We start from the raw sequence: 8,872 nt of genomic DNA on the forward strand, positions 1-8,872 counted from the left end.
GGGTCTCAGGGGGTCGGGGAAGGGACGCGACCGTTCGGCCAAGCCGAACGTCTCGACGGGCCTGCGAACAGGCCAAAGGGCGCGTTTTCGCGTGGAGGTCGGATGGGGCATGGGGGCCTCGAAGGGCTGGTCCGACCGAGCATGAGCTCAAGGGCGGGATGGTCGCTCCCGTGAAACGCCGGAGCGAAGGATGCGCCGTCGAGGCGCAGGCGAACGAATACAGAACCTGCCGTGCCGGGGTCAACCGTGAAGCAACACCGGCCCTTCGAATTTCCCCGCCCCGGTGGAAAGCGGGGATTGCCGCGAAACCGTTAATCGGGAGGTAAGCATGCGGGAGTCCCGCATTCTGCCGGGGATCTCGATCGCCGGAGGAACGAGTAGAACGTACGAAAACCACCGCAGGACATGGCGAGGCGCATAGGGTGCCTCAGGAACCACGGTGCGGTCGAAGTCGCTACCACCTTGCAGACAATCGTCGGATGACTCGGGCTAGGCGAGACCCGCCTCGGGCACGGTGACGATTGTTATGATCTCGTCCGCGGTGGGACGGAAGGATTGCTCCCGGACCTCTTCGTCCTGGCAGCCGCGGAACTCGAACCAAGCGTCAGCGCCGACCTTTCGCGGCGAGACGTTCTCGGCATCGCCATCGTACAGTAACCCGTGGGCGAAGCTCTCCGGATCGAGGTCGCCTCGCACGCGCCAACGGGGTGAGACCAAGCGCGAGGAGCGGAACCAGCGCCGGCCATCGAGACCGTCACGGACCATGACGATCGGGAAGCGATCGGCCTTCACGGACTTGATCAGGGTCGCCGTGCGGCTGGCCTGGAAGGTACCGGCGATGTCGTCCAGCGCCTGCATCGTGAGGGAGCGGATCGTCCTGATGGCCGGCTGGAACAGGAAGCCCGGCAGGATCAGGTCGGAAGCGAAATCGTCGGCCTGCCGCTCGGGATCGAGCGCGTCGGGGGCGAAGCGCCCGATTTCGCTCGCGCTACACAACAGCAGCCGGTTTCGATGCAGGTGCCAGTGACCGATCTCATGGGCGACGGAGAACCGCCGCCGCGTTGCGATGCTCCTGCTGTTGACCGCGATGATCGCATGCTTGTGGTTCCCGACGATGCTTGCCTCGCAGCGGTCCATCGGGCGGTACTTCACGAAGGCGCCCTGCGAGTAGGCGATCGCTTCGAGATCGATGTCGCGGGGATGGCCGATGCCGAGCGAGACGAGAAGCCGCTCGGCCTGGCTTGGCCCGGTCATCCGCGCTCGTCCCGGTCCGACGCCTCGTCCAGTCTGTCGAGGTCGGCGAGATCCTGGAGGAGACCCTCCTCGTCGCCCTCCGACAGGCCTTGGCCCTTCCGGGCGGCCATCATCATACCGGAGGCGGCTGGATCCCCGCGCCGCATGGCGGCAAGCCGCTCACGTTGGCGCGTGACATCGAACGGCACGACCTTCGTCTCACCACCGGCGCGGAACGCCTCAAGGCCGGCCTTTGCCTCCCCCAGGCGCATGCGCGTGCATTCCTCGGCGGCGGCGGCGAGCCTAGCGCGCATCGTCGCCACGACGGCATCCGGAGAGCCGCCCTCATCGATCACCTCGGCGCGCAAATCCTCATCGGATGTCGCCAGGAGGTTCTCCAGCATGGCGTCCTCGAAGTTGGCGAGAGCCTCCTCGGGCGTTGGCTTCTGCGCGGTCATCGCGTCCATCTCCCCGGCAAGCATTCCCTCGTCCGCTCTCTAATTTTCCGGATGACGTAGTGCACCCTGTTCGGCAGCAGACCGGTCGCCTCGTACAGGTCGGCGCCCTTCTTGCCGTCGTAGAGTTCCAGGATCACGACCTGGGCCTCGTCGTCGCCCTCGAACAATCCCATGATCGCGTCGAGCGTGTCGTTCGCCCGCTTCCCGACAAGGATGGTTTCCGGATCGTTGCCGGGCGTCGAGAGGAGATCCTCCGGCGCCCGTCCCTCGGTGGCCTCGCCCGTCACCGTCGCCGGTGATGCCTCGAAGGAGACCGAAGGCAACATCTGCGTCCGCCGATGGCCGGCGACGCTCTGGATCGCACCCGCCAGGACCCGCATGATCGAAGCGCTGCGCCGGCAACGCCTCTTGCCGGCCATCGCGAGCTGAAACACCTCTTGGACGAGGTCGCCCTCCCCGAAGTCGGTGCCGCCGCGATAACGCGCTTCGACCCGTGCAAGCGTGAGAAGCTCCGCGTCGGTCAACGACGCCAGGGCGGCGCCGACCTCTTCCTTGCCGAGATAGTCGTCCTCGCCGCCAACCGCCAACGAGGGCGCCGTGTCGCCCACCATGTTCCCCCGTTCCCGATCCCTTAAGCCGGCTGTCCCGCCGATCTCGGAATCTTTTTTTTCGCCTGAATTCCGAATCCGCGGCCCTGGCCGGCTGAAGGGGACAGGATCGCATCTCGACGCCGGGATGCAACCTGCAAGCGGTGCGCGGCCGGCCAGGCGGACGTCGAACCTTCCCGAAGCGCCTGGATGGAAAGCGAACTCTAACATGAAGCAGCCTGGGCTCGATGGCCGCCACCGGGATCAGAACGGCCAGATCCGCCAGAAGAACGGCAACACCCGCGTTGGTACGCTCCGGGAGCAGTACGGCGACGACTTCGCCACGGGCTACCGCTCCGACACCCACCTGAGCACGGTCCTCCGCCGGGAGGAAGCCCCCTCCCTCAGCCAGTTGCTGAGGCGCGATCGCTGACGGGCCCGAGAAGCCCCCGCGCCGCGGCCGCAGCCTCGGCGCGGGCACAACCCATCACGAGCTGGCCGCGGCGCCGCCGACGGCATGTCCGAGGACCACGCCATGAACCGACCGTTCCCGAGTTTCGAGGCCGACCCGCTCCAGGATCCGCTCGACGCCATTCTCGTCGACATCGCCGTTCGCGTGCAGCTGCCGCCCGGCCTGCATGAGAAGGCTTGCGGACGCGGCGAGGCCGTCTGCAAGCACATGGAGCGCGCCGGCAGCCCGCTGGAGGACCGGGTCCGGCTGTTCTACCCCCAGGGATCGATGCGCATCGACGCGACGATCTCCACCCGGGGGACCGACGAGGAGTTCGACCTCGATTACGTCGCCGAGCTCGACGTGCACCACGAGGCGTCGCCCGGGGCGGTACTCGACCTCGTGTACGACGCGCTCCGGGACTACCCGACCTCCAAGCCGGTCGAGCGCCAGACCCGCTGCGTCACGGTCTTCTTCGCCGACGGGATGCACGTCGACGTCACCCCTTCGTCGCTCTTGCCCGACGCCGCAGAGCGTCAGAGCCATATTTTCCACGCCAACCCGGACAAGCCCGCCCACGAGGAGCGGCACGTGCCGATGAACGCTTACGGGTTCGGCGACTGGTACAACGAGCGGACGCCGATCGAGCGCCGCTTCGCCGACGCCGTGAACCGCAGGATCCGCGAGGCCGCCGGCATCGAGATCCGCGCAGACGCGCAGTTCGACGAGGTGCCGGAGCAGGTGCCGCTGATCGTGAAGAGCGTCACCACCGTGGCGCTCCAGCTGCTGAAGCGGCACCGCAACGTGATCTACACCGGCTACGACGGCCGCATCCCGCCCTCCGTGATGCTGAGCTGCATCGCCGGACACGTCGCGACGCCGGGCTCCACCCTGTCGGACATGCTCGTCCGCCTCGCCCGCGCCGTCGCCCGGATGCTCCAGGCCGCGTCGGCGGGGTACAAGAAGGTCTCGGTCGTAAACCCGGTCTATCCAAGCGATTGCTTCACCGATCGCTGGCCCGAGAACCTCGCCCAGCAGGAGACTTACGCCGCCCGCCTCGTCGCGCTCGCCGACGGCCTTGAGGCGATCCGGCGGGGCGCATCCCTGGAGGACGCGCAGGACTGGCTCCGCTCGCAGTTCGGGGACTACGTCGTCACGCGATCGCTGCGGGCGTTCAACCAGCGCCTCGGCCGCCGGATCCATCAGTCCGGGCAGGCCTACACTCCCCGTGGCGGCCTCTACGTGCCGAGCGCCCCGCGCATCATCGGAGCGGGCGCCGCCTCCGTCGCGGCACCTGCAGCCGCCCGGCCCCACACCTTCATGGGAGACCGGCGATGATGAGGGGCTTTCCCGGCATCGCGGAACAGGCCGAGGCGATGCGTCGGCACTGGCCGGCCTCAAGGATGAGGCGGATCGACGAACGGTCCGCAGCATGGCTCGGGCCGGTGCGCCCGCTCATGGCTCGCTACGAAATTGAGATCGCCTACCGCGTGCCGCACATTGTCGAGCGCATCGATCCGCTGGGCCAGCAGCCGAAGGTTCGGGTCCTCTCTCCCAGGCTGCTGTGCAGGGACAACGATCCGGAGGGGCGGCTTCCCCACGTCTACGGACACCCAAGGTTCGATCCGACCCTGTGCCTTTTCGACTTCGAGACCTCGGAGTGGACGCCCTTCGACCTGCTGGCGCTGACCACGCTGCCTTGGTCGCTCGATTGGCTCGCCTGCTACGAGGGTTGGCGGGCGACGGGCGAGTGGACTGGCGGTGGACGCCACCTCCAACCCGTTCACGCCGGAGCCTGAGATGAACTACGTCCCGCCCCGGCGCTCCGACGATACCCACCAGACGCGGCGCATCCGGCAACCCTGGCCGGCCGACAAGCCGTTCCGCATCCTATCCATCGACGGCGGCGGCATCTGCGGCATCCTGCCGGCCTCAGTCCTTGCCGAGCTCGAACTCCGATACCTCGGCGGCCGGTCGATCGCCGGGCATTTCGACATGATCGCCGGGACCAGCACCGGCGGTATCATCGCCCTCGGCCTGGCCCACGGGCGGACCGCGGGCGACGTGCGCGACATCTACGTCGAGCGGGGCTCCAACATCTTCCCGCCGCCCTCCCGGATTGGCCGCTTCGTGCGATCGATCCGCCGGACCCATCGCTATGCCTATGACCGCGGCCCCCTTGAGGAGGAGTTGCTTCGCATCTTCGGGGACGCACCATTCGGCGACGCCAGGACGCGACTTTGCATACCCTCCTTCGAGGGACGCCACGGCGAGCCTTGGATCTTCAAGACGCCCCACCACCCCGACTACCGGAAGGACCGGGTCGAACGGATGGTCAAGGTCGGCCTCTCGACGGCCGCCGCGCCGACCTACTTCGAGGCGCTTCCGAACAACGGCTACGTCATGGTCGACGGCGGCCTCTGGGCCAACAACCCGGTGATGAACGCCCTCGTCGACGCGCTCGCCTGCTACGACCTTGACCGTGCGCAGATCGAGATCCTGAGCCTCGGCTGCGGGGAGACCGCCTTCAAGGTGGACGAGGCCAAGGCTCGGGGCGGCCTCTTCCAGTGGAAGGGCGTGATCCGAGCGGCGATGCGCGCGCAGTCGCACAACGCGCTTGGGCAGGCCTATCTGCTCGTCGGCAAGGAAAAGGTGATGCGAGTCGACGCCCCCGAGAGCACCAACGCCATCGCGCTCGACGACCACCGCAGGGCGACCGCGGAGCTCCCGGCCATGGCACGGTCGCTCGTCGAGGCCTCCGGACGCGAGATCGCCAGGGTCTTCCTCGCGAGCCCGGCCGAGCCGTACGTCCCGTGCCCGCTTCCCATCTGAAGGAACATGCCCGTGAAACGCCTCGCGATCTTCCTCGACGGCACTTGGAACACGCTCAACAACAACACGAACGTGTGGCGTCTCAAGTCGCTCTGCGATCCCGGCGCCCCCGCCCAGATGGTGTACTATAGCCAGGGCGTCGGCACCCGCATGGGCGAGAAGGTGCGCGGCGGGATCGGCGGCTACGGCCTCGATAACGAGATCGTCGACGCTTACACTTGGTTGGTCCAGGCCTACGAGCCCGGCGACGAGATCTTTATCTTCGGCTTCAGCCGCGGCGCCTACGCCGCTCGCAGCCTATCGGGCCTGATCTCGAAATGCGGCGTTCTCCGGCCAGGTGCGCCGCTCTCCATCGAGCAGCTCTACGCCCGGTACAGGCGACGCACCGAGCCGACGATACGCACGTTACTGGTCACCGACCCGGCGCGGCTCTCCGGCATCGAGGAGCGATGGCTCGTCGCGCATTGCGCGCCGGCCGACATCAAGTTCATGGGCATCTGGGACACTGTCGGCTCGGTCGGCAGCCCGCTTTCGAGCATGAGAAGCAAGGTCGAGAAATACCGCTTCCTGGACACGCATCTCTACCGCTCGAACACCCACGCCTTCCACGCGCTCGCCCTCGACGAGCAGCGGCAGGCCTTCGAGCCGACCTTCTGGACGCAGACCGCGGACAATGACAAGGCGGCGACCTGCCGGCGCCGGACCCTCGACGCGGTGGAGCAGCGCTGGTTCGTCGGGGCCCACGCCAACGTCGGCGGCGGCTACCCCAGCGACATCCTCGCCCAGGCCCCGTTGAGCTGGATCATGGACAAGGCCGCCCGACATGGGCTCGCCTTCCGTCCCGGCTTCGCCATGGACGCGCCCGACCCGGACGCGCCGATCGCCGATTCCTACGCCACCTTCGGCCCGAGGCTGCTTCGCCTCTTCACGCCGCGCTTCCATCGGCCGGTGGGATCGCCTCCGGCGGTCGGCTCGGCCCGCACGACCTGGCGGATCAACGAGACCATCGACGGCACCGTGTTCGAACGGTGGCGCGACAATCCCGGCTACCGGCCGCCCAACCTGGTGGAATGGATCAAGCGTCATTCCGTGGATCCGGCCCGCATCGACGGCGCGCTGAAGGCGGAAGACGGATCGCCGGCGGTGGTCTCCTTCGAAGGCTTGCCGACGATCCCCGATCGCTCCTGAACAGCATGCTCTGGGCGTCGCGAGGCTGCGAGCGCACGCGTCGCTTCTCCGTCATCGGGACCTCGACCACCTTCCGATCCGGACGTGGGTTGTCGGAGATCCCGGCCGGCAGGGTCGGTCAGAAACCTTAGTTATACGAGGGCTTTGGCGGTAGCGTTGAGCGAGCTTCAAATTGTGGGAGGTCGTCTTGCACAATCGCGTTGGTTCAGATTCAACCTGCTGACGCCCGTGGACTCGCCCGGTGCGATTCTAGCATCGTTCGAAGGGTGCACGTGGCGTCAGGGGACCGTGACGATCCGGGCCGGGTCGAACCCTGTGTCCTCCTCGATGTGGCCGCGTGGATTGCTGACGATGCGGGTGGCCCCGACCTGATAGTCGACGGCATGGTGGACGTGGCCGTGGACCCAGAGGTCCGGGCCGCGCGCGTGGATGAGGTCGCGCAGGTCCGAGGCGTAGCACCACCGTAGGTCGGCGTGCGGATCGGGCAGGCTGTCCGGGTGCGGGGCGTGGTGGGTGACCACGACAGTGGGGCCGTCGTGCGGTTCGGCGAGCGCCATGTCGATGTAGGCACGGGTGCGCCGGTGCATCGCCAGGACGTCCTCGGGTTCGATCCGTTGGCGCGACCTCGGGCCGGTGCGGATCCGGCGGTAGTCGACCATGCCCCAGGGTCCCTGGGCGGTGCGCATCGCCTGCGTGAGCGTGAACGAGCCCAGGCGAAAATCGGTCCAGAGGGTGCCGCCGATGAAGCTGGTGCCGCCGATCGTGAGGACGTCATCCATGAGCAGGCGGATGCCGTGGCGGGCGGCGACGTCCCGTCCCCGGTCCATCTGCTCGGCGATCGTGTAGCGGCTCTCGCCTCGGTCCCACCAGAAGTCATGGTTGCCCGGGACGTACACGGTGGGCACGCCGCGCAGGCGCTCGGCGAGCCAGTCGAGGGCGCGGGTGAGCGGCATGTGGACGTCGCCTGCGACCACGGCCACGTCGAAGCCGCCCGGCGGCGCGTGCGCGGCCGGATCCCAGGCGTTCTCGGGCCATTCCTGGTGCAGGTCCGACCAGATCCACAGGCGTTGCGGGGACGGACGGTTCATGACCGACCTCCATCGCGAAGGGCGTTCTCGGCGAGGCGGACGCGGATCTCGTCCAGGGTCACGGGACGATAACCGAAGCAGTCAACGCCGACGTCCGTGCTGGTCGCGGTGCCCGGAAGGGTTCCGTGGGAATGCCCGAAGAGGTGGATGTCGCCGCGGTGCATGCGGGGCCAGACGCGATGCGCGTAGTGGCTGCACCAAACTCCCTGGACGGTCCCGTCGGGAAGGGGGACAGGCACATGGGCGACGTCGACGACCGGACCGTCCCAAGGAAGGCGTGCCCCGATCTTGTCGTGGTTCCCGCGCACGAGGAAGCGCCTTCCCCGAAGTCGCGAAAAGATGGTGCGGGCGCGGTCCTCCGGGCAGCGGTAGCAGAAGTCGCCGAGGTGCCAGACCGTGTCCCTGGACCCGACGACGGCGTTCCAGTTTTCGATGAGGGCCTCGTCGTGCTCCTCGATCGTGGCGAAGGGGCGGTTGAGGCCGAGCCTCGGTCCCAGGGTGGCCTGGTGGGCCCAATGCGTGTCGGCCGTGAACAGGATTCGGGTGGTCATTTCGAGCCTCGCGGGGTCGCGGAGGCTGCGGCGACAAAAGCCTGGACGCTCCGGGTTTCAGGGGGATTCGGGCAATCGCAAACGTTTCATCGGAGGTCCTTTGGGAGTGGGAGAGCCGGGTGTCCGGGCGATCCCTGGACTTATGGCGCGCGACTCGTAAGGAAACAGGCAACGGGACGCGCTTCCCGGTTCCTTGTGCCCGGGAATCAACGCGGCGTTAACCGTGTTCGCGCGACATCCGTGGGGTTTTCCACGGGGGTTTTCGATGCCGACGAAGGTGGAGGTTTTCGGGGTTGCGGACCGTCTGCACGCGAAGGGCGTGCGGGTGTCGATGCGCAACGTGATCCTGGAGCTTCGGCGCGGGGGCTCGAACCGGGTGGTGGGTCCTCTACTGCGGGACTGGAAGGCGGAGCGGGCCTACCGGCCGGCCTTGGAGGGCGGCGGGCTGCCGGAGCGGGTCCAGGGTCGGTTGGCGACGGCGGTG

At 67.8% G+C, this 8,872-nt stretch carries 11 protein-coding genes; 6 read left to right on the plus strand and 5 right to left on the minus strand.

Annotation, left to right across the window (positions count from 1 at the left end; genetic code table 11):
* Positions 1–489: 489 nt before the first annotated feature.
* From FV220_RS22600 to FV220_RS22610, 3 genes are read right to left on the minus strand one after another with little or no spacing between them, the layout of a single operon-like run.
* Positions 490–1,254 carry an ImmA/IrrE family metallo-endopeptidase gene (locus FV220_RS22600; protein ID WP_147833313.1) on the minus strand — a complete coding sequence of 255 codons (765 nt, stop codon included), beginning with the start codon at positions 1,252–1,254 and terminating at the stop codon, positions 490–492.
* Positions 1,251–1,691, minus strand: coding sequence for a hypothetical protein (locus FV220_RS22605; protein ID WP_147833314.1), 441 nt, complete (start codon positions 1,689–1,691; stop codon positions 1,251–1,253). The genes FV220_RS22600 and FV220_RS22605 overlap by 4 nt, the downstream gene beginning before the upstream one ends.
* Entirely contained in the window at positions 1,688–2,302 is a 615-nt protein-coding gene (locus tag FV220_RS22610; protein WP_147833315.1) for a hypothetical protein, read from the minus strand. Before FV220_RS22610 ends, FV220_RS22605 begins: the two co-directional genes overlap by 4 nt.
* 205 nt (positions 2,303–2,507) lie before the next feature.
* On the opposite strand from FV220_RS22610, the gene FV220_RS22615 reads away from it, so the two are divergent.
* From FV220_RS22615 to FV220_RS22635, 5 genes are all read left to right on the plus strand, one after another.
* Positions 2,508–2,711: a hypothetical protein gene (locus FV220_RS22615; RefSeq protein WP_147833316.1), complete on the plus strand. Its 204-nt coding sequence runs from the start codon at positions 2,508–2,510 to the stop codon at positions 2,709–2,711.
* 102 nt (positions 2,712–2,813) lie between these two features.
* Positions 2,814–4,067, plus strand: a complete 1,254-nt coding sequence (locus FV220_RS22620) for a nucleotidyltransferase (protein WP_147833317.1) — start codon at positions 2,814–2,816, stop codon at positions 4,065–4,067.
* The gene (locus FV220_RS22625; protein WP_246689518.1) at positions 4,064–4,528 is read left to right on the plus strand and encodes a hypothetical protein; all 465 of its coding nucleotides are present in this window, start codon (positions 4,064–4,066) and stop codon (positions 4,526–4,528) included. The genes FV220_RS22620 and FV220_RS22625 overlap by 4 nt, the downstream gene beginning before the upstream one ends.
* Position 4,529: 1 nt before the next feature.
* Positions 4,530–5,561, plus strand: a complete 1,032-nt coding sequence (locus tag FV220_RS22630) for a CBASS cGAMP-activated phospholipase (RefSeq protein ID WP_147833318.1) — start codon at positions 4,530–4,532, stop codon at positions 5,559–5,561.
* Between the two features lie 12 nt (positions 5,562–5,573).
* A complete protein-coding gene (locus FV220_RS22635; RefSeq protein WP_187273503.1) occupies positions 5,574–6,749 on the plus strand; it encodes a DUF2235 domain-containing protein in 1,176 nt (391 codons plus the stop codon).
* A gap of 278 nt (positions 6,750–7,027) precedes the next feature.
* Here FV220_RS22635 and FV220_RS22640 read toward each other — a convergent pair whose 3' ends face one another.
* Positions 7,028–7,837, minus strand: coding sequence for a metallophosphoesterase (locus FV220_RS22640; protein WP_147833320.1), 810 nt, complete (start codon positions 7,835–7,837; stop codon positions 7,028–7,030).
* Positions 7,834–8,388 (minus strand): metallophosphoesterase, encoded by a 555-nt coding sequence (locus tag FV220_RS22645; RefSeq protein ID WP_147833321.1) that lies wholly within the window; start codon positions 8,386–8,388, stop codon positions 7,834–7,836. The genes FV220_RS22640 and FV220_RS22645 overlap by 4 nt, the downstream gene beginning before the upstream one ends.
* A gap of 265 nt (positions 8,389–8,653) precedes the next feature.
* Between FV220_RS22645 and FV220_RS22650 the strand changes: the two genes are divergently transcribed.
* A partial coding sequence (locus FV220_RS22650) for a DNA-binding protein (protein WP_147833322.1) occupies positions 8,654–8,872 on the plus strand: 219 nt, incomplete at its 3' end.

Source organism: Methylobacterium sp. WL19, assembly GCF_008040005.1.
GTDB classification, from domain to species: Bacteria; Pseudomonadota; Alphaproteobacteria; order Rhizobiales; family Beijerinckiaceae; genus Methylobacterium; species Methylobacterium bullatum.